General features: G+C 59.7%; 21 protein-coding genes, 1 tRNA gene and 1 pseudogene. 8 read left to right on the top strand and 15 right to left on the bottom strand.

Annotated elements, in window-relative coordinates:
* Positions 1-15: 15 nt before the first annotated feature.
* The 4 genes from VOY09_RS02445 to mnmA all read right to left on the bottom strand — a co-directional run bounded on the left by VOY09_RS02445 (position 16) and on the right by mnmA (position 4,066).
* Positions 16-1,008 carry an alpha/beta hydrolase gene (locus tag VOY09_RS02445; protein ID WP_322892474.1) on the bottom strand — a complete coding sequence of 331 codons (993 nt, stop codon included), beginning with the start codon at positions 1,006-1,008 and terminating at the stop codon, positions 16-18.
* A complete protein-coding gene (gene metA, locus VOY09_RS02440; protein WP_322892475.1) occupies positions 998-1,915 on the bottom strand; it encodes a homoserine O-acetyltransferase MetA in 918 nt (305 codons plus the stop codon). The genes VOY09_RS02445 and metA overlap by 11 nt, the downstream gene beginning before the upstream one ends.
* A gap of 36 nt (positions 1,916-1,951) precedes the next feature.
* Positions 1,952-2,815: an ATPase gene (locus VOY09_RS02435; RefSeq protein WP_322892476.1), complete on the bottom strand. Its 864-nt coding sequence runs from the start codon at positions 2,813-2,815 to the stop codon at positions 1,952-1,954.
* A 111-nt stretch (positions 2,816-2,926) separates the two neighbouring features.
* A complete protein-coding gene (mnmA, locus tag VOY09_RS02430; protein WP_322892477.1) occupies positions 2,927-4,066 on the bottom strand; it encodes a tRNA 2-thiouridine(34) synthase MnmA in 1,140 nt (379 codons plus the stop codon).
* Positions 4,067-4,196: 130 nt separating this feature from the next.
* Here mnmA and VOY09_RS02425 point away from each other — a divergent pair, with 130 nt between their 5' ends.
* The 5 genes from VOY09_RS02425 to VOY09_RS02405 all read left to right on the top strand — a co-directional run bounded on the left by VOY09_RS02425 (position 4,197) and on the right by VOY09_RS02405 (position 9,795).
* Entirely contained in the window at positions 4,197-4,475 is a 279-nt protein-coding gene (locus VOY09_RS02425) for a DUF1153 domain-containing protein (protein ID WP_322892478.1), read from the top strand.
* Between the two features lie 89 nt (positions 4,476-4,564).
* Positions 4,565-5,278 (top strand): response regulator transcription factor CtrA, encoded by a 714-nt coding sequence (gene ctrA, locus VOY09_RS02420; RefSeq protein ID WP_322892479.1) that lies wholly within the window; start codon positions 4,565-4,567, stop codon positions 5,276-5,278.
* 77 nt (positions 5,279-5,355) lie between these two features.
* Entirely contained in the window at positions 5,356-7,494 is a 2,139-nt protein-coding gene (gene ligA, locus VOY09_RS02415) for an NAD-dependent DNA ligase LigA (protein ID WP_322892480.1), read from the top strand.
* Positions 7,491-9,581, top strand: a complete 2,091-nt coding sequence (gene recG / locus VOY09_RS02410; protein ID WP_322892481.1) for an ATP-dependent DNA helicase RecG — start codon at positions 7,491-7,493, stop codon at positions 9,579-9,581. Before ligA ends, recG begins: the two co-directional genes overlap by 4 nt.
* A 91-nt stretch (positions 9,582-9,672) precedes the next feature.
* Entirely contained in the window at positions 9,673-9,795 is a 123-nt protein-coding gene (locus VOY09_RS02405; protein ID WP_322892482.1) for a hypothetical protein, read from the top strand.
* 157 nt (positions 9,796-9,952) lie between these two features.
* Here the strand turns inward: VOY09_RS02405 and VOY09_RS02400 are convergent, their stop codons facing one another.
* Entirely contained in the window at positions 9,953-10,399 is a 447-nt protein-coding gene (locus VOY09_RS02400; protein WP_322892483.1) for an iron-sulfur cluster assembly scaffold protein, read from the bottom strand.
* Positions 10,400-10,466: 67 nt separating this feature from the next.
* Here VOY09_RS02400 and hisI point away from each other — a divergent pair, with 67 nt between their 5' ends.
* Positions 10,467-10,844 (top strand): phosphoribosyl-AMP cyclohydrolase, encoded by a 378-nt coding sequence (gene hisI / locus VOY09_RS02395; RefSeq protein WP_322892484.1) that lies wholly within the window; start codon positions 10,467-10,469, stop codon positions 10,842-10,844.
* Here hisI and gluQRS read toward each other — a convergent pair.
* The 8 genes and pseudogenes from gluQRS to VOY09_RS02355 form a co-directional block, all read right to left on the bottom strand.
* A complete protein-coding gene (gene gluQRS / locus VOY09_RS02390) occupies positions 10,816-11,670 on the bottom strand; it encodes a tRNA glutamyl-Q(34) synthetase GluQRS (RefSeq protein ID WP_322892485.1) in 855 nt (284 codons plus the stop codon). The genes hisI and gluQRS overlap by 29 nt on opposite strands.
* Complete coding sequence (trmFO, locus tag VOY09_RS02385) at positions 11,667-13,022, bottom strand: methylenetetrahydrofolate--tRNA-(uracil(54)-C(5))-methyltransferase (FADH(2)-oxidizing) TrmFO (protein WP_322892486.1); 1,356 nt, start codon at positions 13,020-13,022, stop codon at positions 11,667-11,669. The genes gluQRS and trmFO overlap by 4 nt, the downstream gene beginning before the upstream one ends.
* Before the next feature lie 94 nt (positions 13,023-13,116).
* Positions 13,117-13,827: a hypothetical protein gene (locus VOY09_RS02380; protein WP_322892487.1), complete on the bottom strand. Its 711-nt coding sequence runs from the start codon at positions 13,825-13,827 to the stop codon at positions 13,117-13,119.
* A gap of 43 nt (positions 13,828-13,870) precedes the next feature.
* On the bottom strand, positions 13,871-16,603 hold the full coding sequence (gene gyrA / locus VOY09_RS02375) for a DNA gyrase subunit A (RefSeq protein WP_322892488.1): 2,733 nt from the start codon (positions 16,601-16,603) through the stop codon (positions 13,871-13,873).
* Positions 16,604-16,705: 102 nt separating this feature from the next.
* Positions 16,706-17,697: pseudogene (locus VOY09_RS02370) on the bottom strand (ornithine cyclodeaminase).
* 30 nt (positions 17,698-17,727) lie between these two features.
* The gene (rocF, locus tag VOY09_RS02365) at positions 17,728-18,657 is read right to left on the bottom strand and encodes an arginase (RefSeq protein WP_322892489.1); all 930 of its coding nucleotides are present in this window, start codon (positions 18,655-18,657) and stop codon (positions 17,728-17,730) included.
* Between the two features lie 75 nt (positions 18,658-18,732).
* Positions 18,733-19,200, bottom strand: a complete 468-nt coding sequence (locus tag VOY09_RS02360; RefSeq protein WP_322892490.1) for a disulfide bond formation protein B — start codon at positions 19,198-19,200, stop codon at positions 18,733-18,735.
* A complete protein-coding gene (locus tag VOY09_RS02355) occupies positions 19,197-19,775 on the bottom strand; it encodes a YqaA family protein (protein WP_322892491.1) in 579 nt (192 codons plus the stop codon). Before VOY09_RS02355 ends, VOY09_RS02360 begins: the two co-directional genes overlap by 4 nt.
* 109 nt (positions 19,776-19,884) lie before the next feature.
* On the opposite strand from VOY09_RS02355, the gene VOY09_RS02350 reads away from it, so the two are divergent.
* Both VOY09_RS02350 and VOY09_RS02345 read left to right on the top strand, forming a co-directional pair.
* Positions 19,885-19,970, top strand: a tRNA-Leu gene (locus VOY09_RS02350).
* Between the two features lie 296 nt (positions 19,971-20,266).
* Positions 20,267-21,061 carry a Hint domain-containing protein gene (locus VOY09_RS02345; RefSeq protein WP_322892492.1) on the top strand — a complete coding sequence of 265 codons (795 nt, stop codon included), beginning with the start codon at positions 20,267-20,269 and terminating at the stop codon, positions 21,059-21,061.
* On the opposite strand, the gene VOY09_RS02340 is transcribed toward VOY09_RS02345, so the two are convergent.
* Positions 21,058-21,648, bottom strand: a complete 591-nt coding sequence (locus VOY09_RS02340) for a nucleotidyltransferase family protein (protein WP_322892493.1) — start codon at positions 21,646-21,648, stop codon at positions 21,058-21,060. The two genes, VOY09_RS02345 and VOY09_RS02340, sit on opposite strands and share 4 nt — an antisense overlap.
* 14 nt (positions 21,649-21,662) lie before the next feature.
* Positions 21,663-22,220 (bottom strand): YSC84-related protein, encoded by a 558-nt coding sequence (locus VOY09_RS02335; protein ID WP_322892494.1) that lies wholly within the window; start codon positions 22,218-22,220, stop codon positions 21,663-21,665.
* Between the last annotated feature and the right edge of the window lie 73 nt (positions 22,221-22,293).

The following is a 22,293-nucleotide window of genomic DNA, read 5'->3' as shown; positions in this document are numbered from 1 at the left end:
GGGCGCGCCGCGCGTCTAGCGCAATCCGGCGCGGGCGGCGGCGCGGTCGATGGCGGCGATTGCTGCGGGTTCATCGCTGTGATGCGGCTGGTGGCCGACGCCTTCGAGCCTTGTCAGATTGACGGTCGGGGCGATCTTGATCAATTCCTCGGCATGCACATGGATCGGAACGGTGTTGTCTGCGGTGCCGTGGATCACCTCGATCGGGATGGTCAGCTGGGGGTAAAGTGCGGTCATTTCCACCACGAAGGGGCGCAACGTGTTCACTTGCCGCACATTGGCGCGGAAGGTGCGTTCGCGCAGGGCCAGTTCGCCGCCAAGATGGGCGATATAGCCGGGCGGTGGGTCTTGCGGCGCGAAGGTTTCGGCTACGATACTATCGACGGTGCTGCGCGGGGTGAACGCCGTGATCAGCGGGATCACCAGCCCGCCGCCAATGGCGCTGCCGTTGACGGAATAATAAGCGCCAAGGTCGCCGGGCCAAGGCATCGACACACCGCCAAATGTCACGATAGCGGCAGCATTGGTCGGATCATCCAGCGTCAGGCCGGTCGTGCCCCAAGCCATCGCGACGATCCCACCAAAGCTGTGGCCGACGACCACGGGATCGGTGATGCCAAGAGCCGTGGCCGCTTCACGAAGCATGGCGACCTGCGCGTTGGGGTTGTCACCTTCGGTGGCGAAAGGCCCCGTGCTGATCCCCGGCACCCGGTCGGTATAGCCCAAACCGGGCCGGTCAAAGGCGGTGACGCGGTAGCGGTCGCTGAGTTGATCCATCAGCGAAAAAGTATAATCGCGCAGATTACCACCCGCGCCATGCAGCAGGATCACATCGGGACCTTCCCCTGCCTGCACATAATGCACCCGCCCACCCGTCACATTGACGAATTGGCCAATGGGGGGATAGGCCGCCTCGATCCGGTCCACCCGCTGCGATGCGGTGCAGGCGGTCAGGATCGCGCCGAGCCCGAGGGCGATGGCGGTGTAGGTGAGCGCTTTAAGTACCAATTTTATCCAACTCGAAATAGGTGGTCTGATAAATCTCGTTTATCCAATTGCCATATAGAAGGTGTGCATGGCTGCGCCAGCGGTTCTGTGGCATCTTCAACGGATCGTCATCGGGGTAATAATTCGCCGGGATATTGATCGTCGTGCCATTGGCGACGTCGCGGTCATATTCCTGTTTCAGCGTGCCGGTGTCATATTCGAAATGGTTAAAGACATAAAGCGCGCGGTGGGCAGGGTCTTCGACCAGCGCAGGCCCGGCCTCATCACTGGTGATCAGGGTTTTCAACCCTGGTGCTGCGTCGATTTCAGCCTGCCGCATTTCGGTCCAGCGGCTGACAGGGATCACGCAATCATCAGAGAACCCCCGCAGGTAGGGCGAGCTGGGCGCCTTGTTCTGATGCCGCAGGCAACCGAACAGCTTTTGATCCAGCAGATGTTTCCGCACACCATGGAAATAATTGATCATCGCCATCCCCCCCCAGCAGACGCCAAAGGTGGAATGGACATTGGTCTGGGTCCAGTCGAAAACCTGTTTCAATTCATCCCAATAGGTCACATCTTCGAACGGCAGATGTTCAATCGGCGCACCGGTGATGATCAGCCCGTCGAATTTTTCACCCCTGACATCGCTGAACGGGCGATAGAATTCCTCCATATGATCGGCGGCGGTGTTCCGCGTCTGATGTTCCGACATGCGGATCAGCGAAAATTCGATCTGCAACGGTGTCGCGCCGATCAGCCGGGCGAATTGGTTTTCGGTCTGGATTTTCTTGGGCATCAGGTTCAGCAAGGCGATCCGCAAGGGGCGGATATCCTGACGCGCGGCGGTGACTTCATCCAGCACCATGACGCCTTCTTTCGACAGAACATCATATGCGGGCAGGGCAGAGGGGAGTTTGATCGGCATGGGATTTATCCTGACAGAGGCGTTGAGATAGGCGGCTTAGCCCCGCATCTCAAGGGCTGTGGCGATCATGTCGATGAAACCTTGCGCATCCCTTACCGCCGCCACGTCATCCTGCGCGACAGTTAATCCCCAACGCTCTGCCATCGCCTTGTAGCGCGGCTGACGATGCGCCAAAGCCTTGGCAAAGGCCCAGCGGATGAAATCATCAGGGTCCACCGCATCGGGGGCCTTGTTGAATTCCGCCAGATAAGCCTGCCATGTGTCCAGCAGGAAAACCGGGTCATAGGACATCGGCTTGGGTTCGCGATCAAAGCGGCGGATCAGTTCTGCGGTATGGGCATCGGTGCCTTCGATCCAGACCATCAAGGTTTTGGCGGCAAGGTCGGTCATGATCGGATCATCGGGGTCATTCACATCGACCCATTCACAGATCGACCCGCCCGTATCGCAGACGAAATGCGGATATTGATAGAGGTCATGCGAGCGTTCGATGAAATGGCCGGTGTCGTGCAGCGCCGCGACCTCGGCCTTTTGAAACTGGTCCTGACGGTGGGTATATTCATCCCACGGCAGGCCGCCCTTGGCCGGATCCCCGGGTTTGCCCAGATAAGACGACATCGGCCGCAAATCGTTGAAGGATATGTTGGAGCCGATATAGATGCTGTCGCTTCGCAACAGATCGCGCAGGAACGGCACCTTCATCGCCTCGCGCTTGGCATTATCGGCGATATATTCACCCATATAGCGGGTGCCGATCCGGTAATCGATGGAATAATGGAACCAATCACCCGTCTCGCGCAGCATGCTGGATAAATAGGTCTTGCCTAGCCCCGACATAGCGAACAGCAGGACACGTTTTTGCGGCGCGGCGCGCCAGTCTGATGCGGATGTATAAATCATGCGCCTTGGGTAATCGGGACTGTCATGATCTGCCAGCGTTTTTTGCGCCGCAGCAGGGGCGCTGCCCCTGACCCCGGAAGTATTTTCAGAAATAAGAAGGGGGGCGCGGGGTTAAGCGCCGCGCCAGATCCAGCCGCCGCCCAAGATGCGGGTGGTGTCGAGGTCGTAGAACACGCAGGCCTGACCGGGTGAGACGCCTTGTTCGGCGACCAGCAATTCAACCTCGGCCTCGGTCGCGCTGATCGGACGCAGGACAGCCTCGGTCGGGGGCCGCGTGGAGCGCACACGCACACCGATCTGGCGTTCGGCGAAATCTGTGATCTTGCCGCCGCCGATCCAGTTGATTTCGCGGATCGGCACCCGGCGGGTGGCGAGCATATCTTTCGGCCCGACGATGACCTGTTTTTTTTCGACATCCAGACGCACCACATAAAGCGGGTCTGCCAACCCACCGATGCCAAGGCCGCGCCGTTGCCCCACAGTGTAATGGATCACCCCGTTATGCTGGCCCAGCAACTTGCCATTGATATCAACAATCTCGCCCGGTGCCGCAGCCCCGGGGCGCAGTTTTTCGATCACCGCAGCATAATCACCGTTGGGGACAAAACAGATATCCTGACTGTCGGGTTTATCCGCGACGCTCAGCCCATATTTGGCAGCCAAGGCGCGGGTTTCATCTTTGCTTTTGTGATGGCCCAAAGGAAAGCGCAGGTAATCCAGCTGGTCCTGCGTGGTCGAAAACAGGAAATAGCTTTGATCCTTGCCCGCATCGGCAGCACTGTGCAGTTCCGCGCCTTCCAGCCCCATCTTGCGCTGGATATAATGGCCGGTGGCCATGCAATCGGCTTCCAGATCCTTGGCGGTTTGCAGCAGATCCTTGAATTTCACCCGCTCGTTGCAGCGGATGCAGGGCACCGGCGTCGCACCACCCAGATAGCTGTCGGCGAATTCATCCATCACCGCCTCGCGGAAGGTGTTTTCGTAATCCAGCACGTAATGCGGAAAGCCCATTTCCTCGGCCACGCGGCGGGCGTCGTGGATATCGCGCCCGGCGCAACAGGCACCTTTCTTGGCCAAGGCTGCACCATGGTCATAAAGCTGCAAGGTGACGCCGACGACATCATAGCCTTCTTCGGCCAGCTTTGCCGCCACTACAGAGCTGTCAACGCCCCCGGACATGGCAACAACCACGCGGGTATCGGCAGGGGCCTTGGCAAAACCAAGCGAGTTCAACGGGGCTTCCAGCGGCATCATACAATCCATCAGGTCAAGATCAGCGACAAATATAGGAAAATGCTTTGCATTCTCAAGGTGCGGCTACACCTCTCGTTAAGTCATCCGCGTCATACCATCCCGGCAAGTTTGGGGAAAGGGGTGCCAGATGCGTATCAGAAAAGTACCGGGACCGCGCGCCGTGATATTGCCGGACGGGTCCAGCATGACGCGGGCGGATCTGCCGGACAAGGCGATCAAACGTTGGGTCGCGTCGCGCAAGGCCGCCGTGGTGCGCGCCGTCACGCATGGGCTGATCAACCGCGAAGAAGCGTTGGAAACCTATGATCTGTCCGAAGAAGAGCTGACCGAATGGGAAAAAGCCGTGCAAACCCATGGGGAATCGGCGCTGAAAGCCACCACAATGCAAAAATATAGACAACCTTAGCGTGTTATTTCTCTTGTTGCGCACAGGTAACGTGTGGTTAACCTTTTTGTGATCAAGGTGAGCTGCACACATGAAAGCGGAGAATCCTTATGCGCGTCCTGCTGGTTGAAGATGACCCGACCACCGCCAAAAGCATCGAATTGATGCTGACCCATGCGAACCTGAACGTCTACACCACCGATCTGGGCGAAGAAGGGATCGATCTGGCACGGCTCTATGATTACGATCTGATCCTGCTGGATCTGAACCTGCCGGATATGGATGGGCACGAGGTGTTGCGGCAATTGCGGCTCAGCCGGATCGACACGCCGATCCTGATCCTGACGGGCGATGACGGGACCGAAAGCAAGCTGAAAGGTTTCGGCTTTGGCGCTGATGATTACCTGACCAAACCGTTTCACCGTGAAGAACTGGTCGCGCGGATTCATGCGATCATCCGCCGGTCGAAAGGTCATGCGCAATCGATCATCCGCACCGGGCAGGTATCCGTCAATCTGGACGCCAAAACGGTCGAGGTTGCGGGCAGCATCGTGCATCTGACCGGCAAGGAATATCAGATGCTTGAATTGTTATCTTTGCGCAAAGGCACGACGTTGACCAAGGAAATGTTTCTGAACCACCTATATGGCGGTATGGATGAACCGGAATTGAAAATCATCGATGTTTTTATCTGCAAATTGCGCAAGAAATTGTCAGAGGCGTCGAATGGCGAAAACAATATCGAAACCGTCTGGGGTCGGGGTTACGTGTTGCGCGACCCCGAACCGGTGAAAGCCCCCGCAAGATTGGCTGTCGGGGCGTAATGCAAGGCTCTGCTCTCTGGACCTTGGCGTGATGGCTGCCTAACACTATCTGGCGCGCAACCGCATTGGGGACCAAGGTGAGCCAGAACGCAAAAAATGACGATATCGCGACCATCGCGGCAGAGGATCTGACCACAGATCAAGCCAAAGCAGAGCTGGCGCGGCTGGCGGATGTTCTTCAAAAGGCCAATGCCGCCTATCATCGCGAGGATGATCCGGCGATAGATGACGCCGCCTATGACGCGCTGAAACAGCGCAACGCCGCGATCGAGGCGCGCTTTCCCGCGCTCAAACGCGCCGACAGCCCCAGCGATCAGGTCGGTTCCGCCGTCGCGGATGGATTCGGCAAAGTGCCCCATGCGGTGCGGATGCTGTCGTTGGGCAATGCGTTCAGCGATGAAGATGTCACCGATTTCGACCAGCGCGTGCGCAAGTATCTGGGGCTGGGCGATCAGCCGTTGCGCTATACCGCAGAACCAAAGATTGACGGGCTGTCGCTGTCGCTGCGCTATGAAAACGGGGAACTGGTGCAGGCCGCAACCCGTGGCGACGGGGCCGTGGGGGAAAATGTCACCGCCAATGCGCGCACGATTGCGGATATCCCGCAAAGCCTGACCGATGCGCCCGCCGTGCTGGAAGTGCGCGGTGAGGTTTACATGAGCCACGCGGATTTCGCCGCCCTCAACACGCGGCAAGCCGAGAGAGGCGCGAAAACCTTTGCCAATCCGCGCAATGCCGCCGCCGGGTCCTTGCGCCAATTGGATGCGCAGATCACCGCCGCGCGACCTTTGCGTTTCTTCGCCTATGCTTGGGGGGAAGTGTCAGAACCGCTGGCGGATACGCAATCTGGTGCCATCGCGCGGCTGAAAAGCTTGGGTTTCGCGACCAATCCGCTGACCGTGACCTGCGACAGCCCCGAGGCGATGATCGCGCATTACCAAGGGATCGAGGCGCAGCGCGCGACCCTTGGCTATGACATTGATGGCGTGGTTTACAAGGTCGATGATCTGGCCTTGCAGCAACGCCTGGGGTTCCGGTCCACCACACCCCGCTGGGCGATTGCGCATAAATTCCCCGCAGAACTCGCCTGGACGGAACTGACCGGGATCGACATTCAGGTCGGGCGCACCGGGGCCTTGTCACCCGTCGCGCGGCTGGTGCCGGTCAATGTCGGCGGCGTCATGGTGTCCAACGCGACGCTGCATAATGGGGATTACATCGCCGGGCGTGGCGGCGATGGTCAGCCCATCCGCGAAGGCCGCGATATCCGCATCGGCGATTGGGTACAGGTCTACCGCGCCGGTGACGTGATCCCCAAAATCAAGGATGTGGATCTGGCGCGCAGGCCTGCGAATGCCGCGCCCTATGTCTTTCCCGACACTTGCCCGCAATGCGATTCCCCCGCGGTCCGCGAAGATGGCGACGCTGTGCGCCGCTGCACCGGCGGCTTGATATGCCCCGCGCAAGCCGTTGAAAGGCTGAAACATTTCGTCTCCCGCGCGGCCTTTGACATCGAAGGTTTGGGCGCGAAACAGGTTGAACAATTCTATGCCGATGGCTGGATCAAAACCCCGGTCGATATTTTTCAATTGCGCAGGCGCTACGGGCAGGGCCTCCAGCAGTTGAAGAACCGCGAAGGTTGGGGCGCGAAAAGTGCCGATAACCTCTTTGCCGCCATCGACGACAAACGCAAAATCCCGCTGCACCGGCTGATCTTTGCGCTGGGGATCCGGCATGTCGGCGAAAGCTCTGCGGCGTTACTGGCCAATCACTACGGATCATGGGCCGCATTCGCCGCCGCAATGGCAGAGGCCGACATCGGCAGCGGTGCGGCTTGGGAGGAATTGATCAGCATCGACGGTGTCGGTGCCGTGATGGCGACATCCCTGATCGCGACGATGCAGAACGCGGCAGAGGCAAACTCCATCGCCGCCTTGGTCGCCGAACTCGATGTGCAGGATGCCGCGAAGGTCGCCAGCGACAGCCCGGTGTCGGGCCTGACGGTGGTTTTTACCGGCACGCTGGAGCGCATGACACGGGCAGAGGCCAAGGCGCGCGCTGAATCCTTGGGCGCCAAGGTCGCAGGCTCGGTCAGCGCCAAGACCGACATTCTGGTCGCAGGTCCCGGGGCCGGGTCGAAGGCGGCGAAGGCAGAGGCGCTTGGCATCCGCACGATGGATGAGGATGGCTGGCTATCGCTGATTGCCGGCTCATGAAAGGCCGGCCAGAGGTTCTTTTCCCGCTGTTCGGCGCGCTGACCAGGCTCGACGGCGTCGGGCCGAAAACCGCGCAGATCATGGCGGATGCGGGTATCGAAAAACCGGCTGACCTCTTGTTCACCCTGCCGATTTCCGGCGTGGACCGGCGCAGGCGGGCCAGCATACGCGAGGTGATCGCCCCTTGCGTTGTGACGGTGGAGGTCACGGTGGGTCTGCATATGCCGCCCAAATCCAAGGGGAAACCTTACCGGATCGTGGTTGATGATGCAGAGACCAGTTTCCAACTCGTCTTTTTCCACCCGCGCGGCGATTACCTGCAAAAACTGCTGCCCACGGGCCAGCGGCGGGTGGTATCGGGCAAGCTGGAATTGTTCGACGGCATCGCGCAGATCGTGCATCCCGATCACGTCTTGCCCAGTGCAGAGGCGGACACAATCCCCGCCTTTGAACCGGTCTATCCGCTGCACCACGGGATCACGCAAAAGGTGATGTGGAAGGCGACAAGGTCCGCGTTAACCCTGTTGCCCGACCTGCCGGAATGGATCGATCCGGGCCAAAAGGCGCGTGAAGGCTGGCCCGATTGGGTAGATGCGCTGCACCTTGCGCATAACCCGCAATCATCCACCGATCTGTCGCCGCATCACCCGGCCCGCGCGCGGCTGGCCTATGATGAATTGATGGCGCATCAGATCACGCTGGCGCTGGCCCGGGCCAAGGCGCGGCGGGGCAAGGGCATCGTGTCCAAGGGTGACGGCGCGCTACAGGGCCGTGTCTTGGCGGATTTGCCCTATGCGCCGACCGGTGCGCAAATCCGTGCGATTAAGGAAATCGGCGCCGATCTGGCGGCACCGCAGCGGATGAACCGGCTGTTGCAGGGCGATGTCGGGTCCGGCAAGACTTTGGTCGCGATGATGGCCTTGTTGCAGGTGGTCGAGGCTGGCGGGCAGGGCGTGATGATGGCCCCGACCGAAATTCTGGCGCGGCAGCATTATGCCGGGCTGGCACCTTTGGCCACTGCTGCCGGAATACGGCTGGAGGTGCTGACTGGCCGTGACAAAGGCGCTGATCGCGCGGCGAAACTGGCAGCATTGCTGGCGGGCGATATCCATATTCTGGTCGGCACCCATGCGGTGTTCCAGAAAGACGTGCATTTCAATGACCTACGGCTGGCGGTGATCGACGAACAGCATCGGTTCGGTGTCGCACAACGGATGGAGCTTGGCGCAAAAGGCCGCGCCGTTGATGTGCTGGTGATGACGGCGACGCCGATCCCGCGATCACTGGCGCTCGCGCAATATGGCGATATGGATGTCTCGGTGCTGGATGAAAAACCGCCCGGGCGCAAACCGGTGCAGACCGCGCTGGTGTCAGCGGCGCGGATGGATGAGGTGGTCGCGAAACTGCGCGCCGCCGTGGCCGAGGGGCGGCAGGCCTATTGGGTCTGCCCGCTGGTCGAGGAAAGCGAGGTCATCGCGATGACCGCCGCCGAAGAACGGTTCAAACGGCTGCGCGCCGCCTTGGGCGATGATGTCGTCGGGCTGGTGCATGGCCAGATGCCGATTGCCGAAAAAGACGCCGCCATGGCGCGGTTTGTCAGCGGGGACACCCGCGTGCTGGTCGCCACCACGGTGATTGAGGTGGGGGTGAATGTGCCCAATGCGTCGATCATGATGATCGAAGGTGCCGAAAGTTTTGGCCTTGCGCAATTGCATCAGTTGCGGGGCAGGGTCGGGCGCGGCGATGCGGCATCCACCTGTCTGCTGATCTACCAACCGCCCTTGACCGAGAATGGCCGCAAGCGGCTGGAAATCCTGCGCGAGACCGAGGATGGGTTTCGCATATCGGAAGAAGACCTGATGATGCGCGGCGCCGGAGATGTGATCGGCACTGCGCAATCGGGTCTGCCACGGTTCCGCGTTGCCGATCTGGAACGGCAGGCGGGGTTGATGGCGGTGGCGCAATCGGATGCCCGCAAATTGCTGCATGATGACCCTGACCTGAACCTTCCCCGCGGAGAAGGTGCGCGCACTCTGCTTTGGCTATTGGAACAGGACCGCGCGATCCTTTTGATTTCAATAGGTTAAAAAATTCCTCACCGATGTTCCTAAAATGTTCTTTACACAGGCGATTCGTTATGTGATCAAGTTAACACAAGAACATTAAGGGAACATGAACATGGCGAAAGAAATTCAAACCATTCTCATCCGTTCGCGGCATACGCTGATCGGGGACGCCTTGGGCGTGATTGCCTTGATGGTTTTGTTGTTTGCCGGATTGGCCTTGCCCGGGTCAATCTGACGTCAAGCGCGGTTGTCCGGTCTGTTTCATTGCCTGTCCCACCTTGCAATGACCTGTCCCGCCCGCTGTCACGGGGTTTTGCCTCTCCCTGATGGTTATTGGATCGGATACCGCCAAACTCGCCGCCGCCATCCTGCCCGGGATGCGCGGCGGTTTTTTATGCGCGGGCCTTGGCGGTTTGCAGCGCGTCCAATGTCGCCTCGAAAGCCAACATTATCGAGGCATGGCGGTTCTTGTAATCGCGCGCAGGTTCCAGCACCGCCAGCCCGTCGAAAGGGGCGGCAGGCACCGGGCCATCCGATTTCAGCATGGCGTAAAGCGCATCGCGCCCTTGCTGGACCTGATCTACGGTCAACCCGACGATAGCGCCACCGATCACGGCAGCGGCGGCTTGTCCCAAGGCGCAGGCTTTCACATCCTGCCCGTAATCCGTGATCACGCCGTTATCGACCACCACATCCACCGTGACATTGGACCCGCAAAGCGGCGCACGTTTCTTTGCCGTCGCACTGGGCTGCGCTAGGCGTGCGGTGCGCGGCATATCGGCGGCCAGCGCCAGAATACGCGCGGAATAGAGTTTGATCATATCGGTTTCGGCTGACATCGCATTTGCCCTTAGGTGCAGTTCCCTTTAGATAGTGCCCTGCCTCCGGCTTGCAAAGGGAAACCCCATGTCTTTTGATCCTGCGACCCTGACCTATAATGACGCAGGGCTGATCCCCGCCATCGCGCAGGATGCCGCATCCGGTGATGTGCTGATGATGGCCTGGATGAATGCGGAATCGGTGGCGCGGACATTAGAGACGGGCCGGGTGACCTATTGGTCGCGCTCGCGCCAGTCGTTCTGGGTCAAGGGCGACACCAGCGGCCATGTGCAGGAATTGGTGGATTTCCGGGTGGATTGCGACCGTGATTGTATTCTGGTGACGGTCAACCAGACGGGTCCTGCCTGCCACACCGGGCGGCGGTCGTGTTTCTACAGGGCGGTGCGCGATGATGCCGAGGTCGAGTTGATGCAGCCTATGGCGCCAAACCCACCATCTGTCTGATATCTGACGGGGTCGCCCCCTCATCACGGAACTTCGCAATCGCCTTGGCATCGTGGCGCTTGGCAAGGCGTTTGCCGTTCTCATCCCGGATCAGCCTGTGGTGGTGATAGATCGGCGTCGGCAGGCCGAGCAGGCGTTGCAGGGCGACATGCATCTGCGTCGCCTCGGTCAGATCCGCGCCGCGCAGGACATCGGTGATCCCTTGCGCGGCATCATCCAAAACAACGCTGAGATGGTAAGAGGTGCCTCTGTCCTTGCGCCCGATGACGAAATCGCCAACATCGCGGCGCAAATCATCACGCGTCACTTCAATCTGCAAGCCATTGTTTTTAAACGACATAACCTCACGCGCTAATGTATCGATATCAAAGCGCAGCACCGCATCGCGTGGCGGCTTGCTTTCACTTTGTTGCAAATACTCCCGCCGGAGGCGGCGCTGCGGCTTGCAAATGCCGGGATAGATCAACCCATCAGGACCAATAGCAGCCCCTTCCTGTGGCGCGTTCAGAGCATCCTGAATATCGCGCCGCGTGCAGCTGCAGATATAAAGATGCCCGCGCTGCCATAGATCGTCGATGACCTTGTGATAGCTGTCCATCCTTTCGGATTGCCGCCAGACTGGCCCGTCCCATGTCAGGCCAAGCCATGCCAGATCCTCGTAGATCTGCGCCTCCCATTCGGGGCGGGCGCGGGTCTGGTCGATATCCTCGATCCGCAGCAGAAACTGACCGTCTGCGGCGCGCGCCATGTCATGGGCGAGGATCGCGGAATAGGCATGGCCCAGATGCAGCGGCCCCGTCGGCGACGGGGCAAACCGCGTGATCATTCGGCGGCAAGCGCCTGTGGCGCAAGCCAATCCTGCCAGTCCAGCTTGGCGCGGTCGGTATAGGCCTTGTACCGGTCCTTGCGCCCGCGACGGCCACCTTTGACCCCGTCCAGCGGCGGGAACAGCCCGAAATTTACGTTCATCGGCTGGAAAGTTTTCGCCTCTGCACCGCCGGTGATATGGGTGACGAGCGCGCCCATCGCGGTGGTGTTCGGCACGGGGGCGAGGGGTTGCCCCTGCAATTCCGCCGCAGCCATCCGGCCGGCGAGCAGGCCCATGGCCGCACTTTCCACGTAGCCTTCAACGCCAGTGATCTGGCCCGCAAAGCGGATATTGGGGCGCGAGCGCAGGCGCATCTGATCGTCGAGCAAAGTGGGCGAGTTGATGAAAGTGTTGCGGTGGATGCCGCCAAGACGGGCGAATTCGGCATCTTCCAGCCCCGGGATCATGGCGAAGACGCGTTTTTGCGCGCCGTATTTCATCTTGGTCTGAAAGCCCACGATATTATAGAGCGTTCCCAATGCGTTATCACGCCGCAATTGCACCACAGCATAGGCTTTGTTCTGTGGGTCATGGGCATTGGTCAGGCCGACAGGTTTCATCGGGCCGAAACGCAGAGTTTCGCGGCCGCGTTCAGCCATCACCTCGATCGGCAGGCAGCCGTCGAAATACCCGGCGGTTTCGCCTTCTTTGAATTCCGTCTTTTCCGCAGCCAGTAGCGCGTCGATGAAGGCCTCATACTGGTCCTTATTCATCGGGCAGTTCAGATAGGCGGTCTGTTCCTCCACCGTCTCGCCCTTGTCATAGCGTGACTGCATCCATGCGACGTCCATATTCACCGACTCATGGTAAACGATGGGGGCAATGGCGTCGAAAAACGCCAGCGCCTCGGTCCCGGTCTCTGCCGCAATCGCCTCGGCCAAGGCACCCGATGTCAGCGGGCCAGTGGCGATGATCCAATGACCATCATCGGGCAGGGTGGTGATTTCGTCGTAATCGACGGTGATATTCGGATGTGATTTCAGCGCGGCTGTCACGCTCTCCGCGAAAGGGTCGCGGTCCACGGCCAAGGCCCCACCCGCAGGCAGACGGTGCCGCGCGGCCATTTCCATGATCAAGCCGCCCGCCTGACGCATTTCCCAATGCAGCAGGCCGACAGCGTTCTGTTCATGATCGTCGGACCGGAAGGAATTGGAACAGACCATTTCCCCCAGATTGCCGGTGCGATGGGCGAAAGTGCCGACCTTGGGCCGCATTTCGTGGATGACGACCTGGATGCCCAGATTGGCGGCTTGCCAGGCGGCTTCGGACCCGGCCATGCCGCCACCGATGATATGGAGTGTGTTTTGCATATCCTGCATTTAGGCTGACGCAGGCCAAAAGAAAAGGCCCCGCATCTTGGCGCGATGCAGCCCCGGATCAAATCCGGGGCCTCTGCCTAAACCCTTAATTGCCAGCGGCGCGGAAAGCCTCGAAAAACCCGCGCCGGTCAAAGGTCGTCCCACCTTGCAAGCCCAGATCGATCCGCGCTTTCACGCCGACATAAAGCTCGTCATTGCTGGCATTGTTCTCTTCCAGCGCCACCCGGCCCAGCACACCGCTGAACACCGGGCCATTTTCCAGCGCATATTCGCCACCGACCTCAAAGGCGAGGCCATTGCCGCCGTCAAAGCTGACCCGGTCAACCGCGCCAATCGCGCTGATCCCACCGGCGAAATCGTAATTGGCCGCGGCGCCGACGATAAACACTTCTTCAAAGGCACCGTCGCCCAGCCCGGCATAGGCCTGCGCCGTGCCGAAGCCGTAATCATAGGCGCCCTGCACGCCGTAAGTGTCGATAGAGTCGTCATCGACCCAATCGCGCCCGAAATAGGCCCCAAGCGAGATATAAGGGTCCAGCGCATAGATCGCATGGCCGGTCAGGTTTTGCGCATCCGATCCGGCGATGGCAAAATCATAGGCCGTCACATCAAGCGCAAAGCTGACGCCTGCCATGGCCTCGAATTGTGCCTGACCGTAATAGGTGATGCCGCCCAGATCGTCTGTGTCGAAGGATTTGCTGTAATCAATGCCCAGCGTCGCCCCGGTAAACCCTTGTGCTGCCGCAGACCCTGCGGTCAGCATCAAAGCCGTCGTAAAAGTCAGTGTCCTGTACATCGTTTCTGCCTCTTGCTCGTGGCCCGGGTTGTCCCGGTGCCGGTTACGTATCTGCCTCGGTCTCATCGTCTCCTTGATCGGCGATCCAGGCCACAGAGACCACGGTTTCGCCTTTGCCTGTGTTGAACACTTTCACGCCGCCAGCGCTGCGCGACCGGAAGGAAATCCCTTCCACCGGAACGCGGATCGACTGACCTGTCGAGGTCACCAGCATGATCTGATCCGACATATCGACCGGGAAGGATGTGACCAGCGGCCCGCCGCGCATCGCCTTGTCCATCGCCGTGACACCCATGCCGCCGCGTCCGCGGACCGGGTAATCGTGGCTGGACGACAATTTCCCCGAGCCTTTGGCACTGATCGTCAGGATCAGGTTTTCGGCGGCGGACATTTCGGCATAGCGTTCCTGTGAAATCTGGCCCGGCGTTGCTTCTTCATCCTCGACTTCAGCATCATCGGCCAGACCGGCCATGGCACGGCGCATTTTGAGGTAAGCGGCACGTTCTTCGGCCTCAGCCTCGAAATGCCGGATGATGCTCATCGAGACGACCTTGTCATCGCCTTGCAACCTGATCCCGCGCACCCCGGTGCTGTCGCGGCCTTTGAAGACGCGCACATCGGTGGTGGGGAAACGGATCGCGCGGCCAGAATCTGTGACTAGCATCACGTCATCGTCCGGTGAACAGATGCGAGCATTGACCAAAAGCGTATGTTCATCAGGCAGTTTCATGGCGATCTTGCCGTTCGACTTGACGTTGGTGAAGTCTGACAAAGCATTGCGGCGCACATCGCCTGCAGATGTTGCAAAGACGATCTGCAGCGCGTCCCATTCTGCCTCTGGCCGGTCCACCGGCATGATCGCGGCAATCGACACGCCCTGCGGAATCGGCAGGATGTTGACGATGGCCTTGCCCTTGGCGGTGCGGCTGCCCAAAGGCAGACGCCATGTTTTCAGCTTATAGGCCATGCCATCGGTCGTGAAGAACAGCAATTGCGTATGGGTGTTGGCGACGAAGAGGGTGGTGACAACATCCTCGTCCTTGGTGCCCATTGACGACAGACCCTTGCCACCACGCCGTTGCGCGCGGAAATCGGCCAAGGCGGTGCGTTTGATATAGCCGCCGGAGGTGACGGTGACGACCATATCTTCCTTCTCGATCAGGTCCTCATCATCCATATCACCGGCCCAATCAAGGATCTGGGTGCGGCGGGGGACGGCGAACAGATCGCGGACCTCGGTCAACTCGTCGCGGATGATCTGCATGATCCGGTCGCGGGAGCCGAGGATTTCGAGGTATTCGCGGATCTTGCCAGCCAGTTCCTGCAATTCATCGGTGACTTCCTTGACGCCGATCTGGGTCAGGCGTTGCAGGCGCAACTCTAGGATAGCACGCGCCTGTGCCTCTGACAGGTTGTAAGTGCCGTCCTCATTGGCAGTATGGGTCGGATCATCGATCAGCTTGATATATTCAAGTATCGCGGCCGCAGGCCAAGGCCGCGTCATCAAAGTATGCCGCGCATCGGCGGCATCGGCAGAGGCGCGGATGGTGGCCACGACTTCATCAATATTCGTGACGGCCACGGCCAGACCGCAGAGGATATGGGCGCGTTCGCGGGCCTTGCGCAGCTCATACGCGGTACGGCGCGCAACGACCTCTTCGCGGAAATCGACAAAGGCGACAAGGAAGGCGCGCAAGGTCAGTTGTTCCGGCTTGCCGCCGTTGAGCGCCAGCATGTTGCAGCCGAAATAGGTTTGCATCGGGGTGAAGCGGAACAGTTGGTTCAGCACCACCTCTGCCGTGGCATCGCGTTTCAGTTCGACCACCACGCGCACACCGTTGCGGTCGGATTCGTCCTGCACATGGGCGATGCCTTCGATGCGTTTATCGCGCGCGGCCTCGGCGATGCGGTCGATCATCACGGATTTATTGACCTGATAGGGAATCTCATTGATCACAATGGCATAGCGGTCTTTGCGGATTTCCTCGATCACCGTCTTGGCACGCACGATGACAGAACCGCGCCCTTCAAGATAGGCTTTGCGCGCGCCGGACCGGCCCAGAATGATCCCGCCGGTGGGGAAATCGGGGGCGGGGATATAGTCGATCATTTCCTCTGACGTCAGATCGGGATTGTCGATCAGCGCCAATGTCGCGTCGATGACTTCGCCAAGGTTATGCGGCGGGATATTCGTCGCCATGCCGACAGCGATACCGCCCGCGCCATTGACCAGCATATTGGGAAAACGCGCGGGCAGGACGGTGGGTTCGCGGTCTTTGCCATCGTAATTGTCCTGGAAATCAACGGTATCTTTGTCGATGTCGGCCAGCATATAGGCGGCGGGTTTGTCCATCCGCACTTCGGTATAGCGCATCGCGGCGGCGCGGTCGCCGTCCATGGACCCGAAATTGCCCTGCCCATCCAGCAGCGGCAGCGACATGGAGAAATCCTGCGCCATCCGCACCAAAGCGTCATAGATCGCGCTGTCACCGTGGGGGTGGTATTTCCCCATCACGTCGCCAACGGAGCGGGCGGATTTACGATAGGATTTATCGTGCGTATTCCCGGCCTCATACATCCCATACAGAATGCGGCGGTGCACAGGTTTCAGACCGTCGCGCAGATCGGGGATCGCGCGGGATACAATCACGCTCATCGCGTAATCCAGATAGCTGGTTTTCAGCTCATGTTCGATGGTGACGGTTGGCCCGGCATGGGCCATCCGGGTGACCGGCAAATCATCATCGTTTTCAGGGGTTTCAGGAGTATCGTTCACAAAGGCCGCCTGTCTGCTATCTGCTATATTTTGTTACGGCATTCTAACAGACACCCTATCTGGGGTGCAATGCCGCATTGCAAAACATAGGTAAAACCGGCCCTATTTGGCCCGTTTCAGCATGCCGAACAGATCGCGTGGATCGTCCGGGTCGGCGATAAGGTCCAGATCGATGTAATAGGGCGTGTCCTTGATCTGTGCATGGACGTAACGCAGGGCGCTGAAATCCTCGATCGCGAAGCCGACACCGTCGAACAAAGTCACTTCATCAGCGGATGTGCGGCCCTTGGTCTGGCCGGTGATGACTTGCCAGAGTTCGGTCACAGGATGGTCGGGAGCCATCTGCTGGATTTCGCCTTCGATCCTTGTTTGTGGCGTGTATTCGACAAAGGTGCTGGCGCGCGCCACGATATCGCGGTGCAATTCGGTCTTGCCGGGGCAATCGCCGCCGATGGCGTTAATGTGGACGCCGCTGCCGACCATATTGTCGGTCAGGATGGTCTGCATATCCTTGTCAGCGGTCGCGGTGGTGATGATCTGCGCACCTTCCACAGCTTCTTCGGGCGAGGTGCAGGAGACCACGTTCAACCCAAGCCCCGCCAGATTGCGCGCGCATTTCGCGGTTGCGGCAGGATCGATGTCGTAGAGGCGGACGGTTTTCACACCACAAACCGCCTTGACCGCCAGACATTGAAACTCTGACTGTGCGCCATTGCCGATCATCGCCATCGTATCGGCACCGGGCGCGGCCAGATGTTTCGTCGCCACCGCCGTCATCGCTGCCGTGCGCAGGGCGGTCAGCAGGGTCATCTCGGTGAATAATTTCGGGTAGCCGGAATAGACATCCGACAGCACGCCAAAGGCGGTCACCGTCTGCAACCCTTCGCCCATATTCTTGGGGTGGCCGTTGACGTATTTGAAACCGTAAAGCACGCCGTCAGAGGTCGGCATCAATTCGATCACCCCGACATCGGAATGCGACCCGACGCGTGGCGTTTTATCGCCTGGTCCCATTTGGCGAAATCTTCTTCGATGGCGGCGGCCAGATCGGCGATGAAGGTCTCAATCCCGATATGATGCACCAGCCGCATCATATTATCGACGCTGACGAAAGGCTTTCAGGCTCATTTCATGCTCCGCGTGGGCCGGTCGAACACGCGGCGGCCCAGTAGGGAGGCTGTCAGATCAACCATCAGATTGGCGGTCTTGCCGCGTTCATCGAGGTAAGGGTTCAGTTCCACTAGATCGAGCGAGGTCACCAGACCGGAATCAGACAGCATTTCCATGACCAGATGCCCTTCGCGCACGGTCGCGCCGCCCGGCACGGTGGTGCCAACGGCAGGGGCGACGGACGGATCAAGGAAATCAACGTCCAGCGACACGTGCAGCATCCCGTCAACAGCAGCAACGCGGTCGAGGAAGCCTTGCAACGGCATCCTGATCCCTTCCTCATCAATCCGGCGCATATCGACCAGTTCGACATCGCCATCGGCGAGAATTTCATGTTCTGCCACATCAACAGACCGCAAGCCGATCATGCAGATATTGGCGGGATCAACACGGACGGGCAGGGGTGGGAAATCGTCAAACCCATCGCGCCCGGTCACGTAACCCACGGGCGTGCCATGCAGATTGCCGCTGTCGCTGGTGTCGGGCGTGTGGATATCGCTATGCGCATCCAGCCAGAGCGCGAAGAACGGACGCCCAAGTTTCTGCGCATGGGCGGCCATGCCGGAGACGGTGCCCGCCGCCAGCGCATGATCGCCACCCATGAAAATGGGGAATCCATCGGGGGCGGCTTTTTGCGCGGCATCGGCCAAGGTCTTGGTCCAGCCGACATTTTCGGCCAGCTTATAGACCAAGGGGTTACGGGGTTCGCCCACCGTAACCTCTGCCGGGGCAAGATTGCCCCAATCGGTGCAGCTATGCCCCAGCGCAGTGATCGCCTCTGCGATGCCAGCGGTGCGATAGGCATCAGGCCCCATCAAACAGCCCCGGCGGCGTTTGCCACAATCCACGGGGGCGCCAATCAATATGCAATGTTTATGTGTCATGGCGGCAGATTATCCGGAAACGCGCGGAGGGAAACCCTGTTCGTTGCGACCATGACAAAACACGCGGCGGAGGCCTTAGCGCGCGCCTTTGGGGCGGAGCAATGCGATGATCCAGATCGCCATCAGACCAAACGACAGGATCGCATTCCAGCTTGCCATCGACAGCGCGAGAAATTCCCAAGACACCTGATCGCACATCACGACGCGCGGGCCCTCAATGGCCAGAAGGTCATTGCCGGACAGGCCTTGCAGGCTGCCGCCGCCGGTGCAGGAGGTCGGACCTTCCCACCAATCCCGCTCAACCCCGGTGTGGAACACGCCGATAGCGCCGGTCGCGGCCGCTGCGACAGCGCCGAAAGCGGGCAGGGCGCGCCCGCCAAAGCGCAGCGCCAAAGCCGCGACCAGGATCGCGGCCACATGCGGCCAGCGTTGCCAAAGGCACATGGCACAGGGCGGATAGCCCAAGGCCTGAAACACGAAAGCCCCGGCCAGAAGTGCGAAAGACCCGGCACCAGCCAGCAAGATGAGAAAGTTGCGTGTCATAAGACCCCCAGCAATGCGAAACCGCCCAGTAACAGGACGCAGAACAGGATAAAGACCAGACCAAGGCGGCGTTCGATGAAATCGCGGATCGGTTCACCGAATTTCCACAGCAGCGCCGCGACAAGGAAGAACCGCAACGCGCGGGCCGCAATCGAGGCGAGGATAAACACCGGCAGCGACAATTGCGTGACCCCCGACGCGATAGTGATCACCTTGTAAGGGAAGGGGGTGACACCAGCGACCAGGACGGCCCAGGCACCATAGCTGTTATAGGTGGCGGCGAATTCGGTGAAATACGCCTCTTTCCCGTAAAACTGCAGGATCTGCACGCCGACCGAATCGTAAAGCGCAAAGCCGATGTAATAGCCGAACATCCCCCCCAGCACCGAGGCACAGGTCGCCACAGCCGCAATGATAAAGGCGCGCGTCGGGCGCGCGATGATCATCGGGATCATCAGCACATCAGGCGGAATCGGAAAGAAGGACGATTCGATAAAGGCCACCGCCGCCAATGCCCATAGGGCATAGGGCGTGCGTGCCAGCGAAATCGTCCAGTCATATAATCTGCGCAACATGGCCAAGCCCTTATTCGTCGGGCTGCTTAGGCCACGGCAATGATGCCCCGTCAAGGCAATGCAAATGCGATTGACGCCGTCTGCGGGCCGCATTAGGAAGCATCCCAGTGCCGATGTGGCGGAATGGTAGACGCAGGGGATTCAAAATCCCCCGGTGGTAACATCGTGTGGGTTCGAGTCCCTCCATCGGCACCAATAACGCCTTATGGCGTTGAGAATTCTCAAAAATACCCGCCATTCTCCGATGACATGGTCGCAGCCGTATCAACGATACGGCAGACGACGTATGACCACACCCCATTAAGGTTCATGCGCAGTAAACCTTGCAATCAGAACCAGTTTGCGTGTAAAGACAATTCAGGTACGATATTTGGACCAATAACGGATATCCGCCTGTATGCTGAGTTGTTTGTGTTAGTGTGCCGGGCTGTATCACCCGGTTTTTGTGTAACCTGACGCCTGTTGCGTCACCCGGCTGGGACAATACCCCTATGGAACAGCCCCTTGGTCTTGCGACGCAGAGTAACGCGTCCGACTGTGCTGACTTCACGCCCTTTGATGAATTTTCGCGGCATGATCTGCTTGATCTGACCGGTCCGCATGTACGCCAGATCGCGCATTTCACCGATCAGCCTGACAGCAGCCGCGTCAGATATCACTGCGGCACCGATCTTTCTTTTGCGCAGATCGCGGCGATTATCCCTTGCTTTACGGCGGGCACGATGATCGCCACCCCTGACGGGGAAATCCCGGCAGAGGCGTTGCGGCCCGGCGACCGTGTGCTGACCCGTGACAATGGTTTGCAGATCATCACCTGGGCTGGGCAAAAGACGATGACGATGCAGGATCTGCCGCTAACGTCCGATATGCGGCCGGTGCGCATCCGCAAAGGCGCTTTGGGCCAGAATTGCCCGGAACGCGATATGGTCGTGTCACCCAATCACCGGATGCTGATCGCGGCAGACCACCTGCGCGACAGCTTTGCCGAGACAGAGATGCTGCTGGCCGCCAAGCACATGACCTATATGCCCGGTGTTGATCCGCTGCATGTTCCGGATGTGACTTATATTCATTTCATGTGCGCGCAGCACGAGATCGTCTTTTCCGATGGCACATGGACGGAGACATTTCAGCCCAATGACGATTCGCTGCATGGGATTGATGCGGCAAAACGCACCGAATTGCTGACACTGTTCCCGGAACTGGCTTGCAGCACCGGACGCAAAGCCTATCGCACAGCCCGCAAGACCCTGTCGCAAGAAGAGGCCATGTTGGTGCAGGCTTAAAGCGTGGTCTTGCGCCAGGCCGCCCAATCTTCTGGCGTGTCCAGATCCAGCCTTGCGCTTTGATCGGGCAGGGGGACAAGGCAGGTTTCCGCCAGATGCGCCCTGACGATGGGTTCGCCGCCTTGATCACCCGTCAGGGTCGCGAAATCCGGGCGCAGGGCCGCGTCAAAGATGATCGGATGGCCGGGTTTACCATCTGTCGTCGCACCGCGCCAGATCAGGTGTTCGGGGTGCCGGTGTTGCGCGTCCAGAACCATGTGCAGATCGGCGCTGGTGATGGCGACCAGATCGGCGAGAAGGATCATGAACGCCTTGGTGTCCGGCAATTGCGCAACAGCGCCGCGCATCGTGGCCGACATGCCTTGCGTGCTTTCCGGCACAGCCAGAATGGTCACATTCAGATCGCTGATCGTTGCGGCGCGTGGATGGTCGCATGCAGGCAGGGCAACAAAGACGGGCTGACCCACTGCCTGCGCCATCAGCACCTGCCTGCGCAGCAAAGGCATGCTGTAGACTTCCTGCAGCAACTTGTCCGATCCCCGCATCCGGCGCGATTCGCCGGCTGCAAGGATCAGCACCGGAACCATGTCAGACCCCTGGATCAGGGAATGATCCGCGTGTATTTGCTGCCTTCCAATGTCGCGCCAAGGCGCAAGCCGGTCTGGCCAAAGACCACGGCGATCACCGGCGAAAGGGATGTGGTGGTTTCGGCGCGCAACATCTCGCTCTGGTTGCTGACGGCATAATCGATATTGGCACTGGCGGCCCAGCCGGGCGACTGCCGGAAATCCAGCAAGGCATCGGGCGTCATGAAGAACAGCACATAGCTGAATTGCTGCGCGCCGATCTGCAAACCGGCAGAGCCTGCTGTGGCGGAGTAATAATCCACCGTGGATGGCCCGACGCGCAAAGCCCCGCGCCCAAATGACCCACCCAGACCCAGACCGGCATTGGTCACCAATGGCATCACCAGCATGCCCGCGGCGCGTGTCGACAGATCGCGTGTGCCGGGGAATTCTGCGTACATCTGGTTCAGCGTCGCTTCGACCCGCGCATCGATCATCGCAGCGCCACCGCTGCCGACACCGTTGTCACATGCAGCAAGGGCCGCCACTGCCAAAGCACCAAGCGCGAAGCCGCGCCGTGAAAGACTGCTCATATCATGTCCGCCTATGTTCAAACCGGGGCGTTGACCGCCCTTCATGGTTGTAGATTACGCCATTGCGGACAAA

It is taken from the genome of Yoonia sp. 67-2 (assembly GCF_035117555.1).
In the GTDB taxonomy this organism is placed as follows: Bacteria; Pseudomonadota; Alphaproteobacteria; order Rhodobacterales; family Rhodobacteraceae; genus Yoonia.
Note: the sequence above shows the minus strand (reverse complement) of the source record. Positions and strands in the feature narration are given on the sequence as shown.

Excerpts from the sequence above, each read along its gene's own strand:
- metA (WP_322892475.1), bottom strand. The coding sequence starts at position 1,915 with ATGCCGATCAAACTCCCCTCTGCCCTGCCCGCATATGATGTTCTGTCG.
- VOY09_RS02435 (WP_322892476.1), bottom strand. The coding sequence starts at position 2,815 with ATGATTTATACATCCGCATCAGACTGGCGCGCCGCGCCGCAAAAACGT.
- mnmA (WP_322892477.1), bottom strand. The coding sequence starts at position 4,066 with ATGCCGCTGGAAGCCCCGTTGAACTCGCTTGGTTTTGCCAAGGCCCCT.
- VOY09_RS02425 (WP_322892478.1), top strand. The coding sequence starts at position 4,197 with ATGCGTATCAGAAAAGTACCGGGACCGCGCGCCGTGATATTGCCGGAC.
- ctrA (WP_322892479.1), top strand. The coding sequence starts at position 4,565 with ATGCGCGTCCTGCTGGTTGAAGATGACCCGACCACCGCCAAAAGCATC.
- recG (WP_322892481.1), top strand. The coding sequence starts at position 7,491 with ATGAAAGGCCGGCCAGAGGTTCTTTTCCCGCTGTTCGGCGCGCTGACC.
- VOY09_RS02405 (WP_322892482.1), top strand. The coding sequence starts at position 9,673 with ATGGCGAAAGAAATTCAAACCATTCTCATCCGTTCGCGGCATACGCTG.
- VOY09_RS02400 (WP_322892483.1), bottom strand. The coding sequence starts at position 10,399 with ATGTCAGCCGAAACCGATATGATCAAACTCTATTCCGCGCGTATTCTG.
- hisI (WP_322892484.1), top strand. The coding sequence starts at position 10,467 with ATGTCTTTTGATCCTGCGACCCTGACCTATAATGACGCAGGGCTGATC.
- gluQRS (WP_322892485.1), bottom strand. The coding sequence starts at position 11,670 with ATGATCACGCGGTTTGCCCCGTCGCCGACGGGGCCGCTGCATCTGGGC.
- trmFO (WP_322892486.1), bottom strand. The coding sequence starts at position 13,022 with ATGCAAAACACACTCCATATCATCGGTGGCGGCATGGCCGGGTCCGAA.
- VOY09_RS02380 (WP_322892487.1), bottom strand. The coding sequence starts at position 13,827 with ATGTACAGGACACTGACTTTTACGACGGCTTTGATGCTGACCGCAGGG.
- rocF (WP_322892489.1), bottom strand. The coding sequence starts at position 18,657 with ATGACACATAAACATTGCATATTGATTGGCGCCCCCGTGGATTGTGGC.
- VOY09_RS02360 (WP_322892490.1), bottom strand. The coding sequence starts at position 19,200 with ATGACACGCAACTTTCTCATCTTGCTGGCTGGTGCCGGGTCTTTCGCA.
- VOY09_RS02355 (WP_322892491.1), bottom strand. The coding sequence starts at position 19,775 with ATGTTGCGCAGATTATATGACTGGACGATTTCGCTGGCACGCACGCCC.
- VOY09_RS02345 (WP_322892492.1), top strand. The coding sequence starts at position 20,267 with ATGGAACAGCCCCTTGGTCTTGCGACGCAGAGTAACGCGTCCGACTGT.
- VOY09_RS02340 (WP_322892493.1), bottom strand. The coding sequence starts at position 21,648 with ATGGTTCCGGTGCTGATCCTTGCAGCCGGCGAATCGCGCCGGATGCGG.
- VOY09_RS02335 (WP_322892494.1), bottom strand. The coding sequence starts at position 22,220 with ATGAGCAGTCTTTCACGGCGCGGCTTCGCGCTTGGTGCTTTGGCAGTG.